This window comes from Glycomyces sp. NRRL B-16210 (genome assembly GCF_000719515.1).
Taxonomy (GTDB): domain Bacteria; phylum Actinomycetota; class Actinomycetes; order Mycobacteriales; family Micromonosporaceae; genus Glycomyces.
Genome location: NZ_JOGR01000027.1, coordinates 1 through 484, shown reverse-complemented (window position 1 = coordinate 484; position 484 = coordinate 1). Strand labels below are relative to the sequence as shown.

Sequence of the window (484 nt, the reverse complement as noted above, 5' to 3'; positions counted from 1 at the left end):
GTTGTGGACGGTTCACGAGTGAGAATGCAGGCATGAGTAGCGATACACACGTGAGAAACGTGTGCGCCGATTGACTAAGGGTTCCTGGGTCAAGCTGATCTGCCCAGGGTAAGTCGGGACCTAAGGCGAGGCCGACAGGCGTAGTCGATGGACAACCGGTTGATATTCCGGTACCCGCTTTGAAACGCCCAATATCGAATCAGGCGATGCTAAGTCCGTGAAGCCGTTCCGGACCCTTCGGGGAAAGGAAAGTGGTGGAGCCGACGAACCAGACTTGTAGTAGGTAAGCGATGGGGTGACGCAGGAAGGTAGTCCAGCCCGGGCGGTGGTTGTCCCGGGGTAAGGGTGTAGGACGTCAGGTAGGTAAATCCGCCTGGCAATAGTCTGAGACCTGATGCCGAGCCGATTGTGGTGAAGTGGATGATCCTATGCTGTCGAGAAAAGCCTCTAGCGAGTTTCATGGCGGCCCGTACCCTAAACCGAC

The 484-nt window shown here is 56.4% G+C and carries 1 rRNA gene; it reads left to right on the top strand.

Features of this window, described 5'->3' with window-relative positions:
- Positions 1-484: ribosomal RNA gene (locus IF12_RS0122390) — 23S ribosomal RNA — on the top strand; the annotation flags it as partial.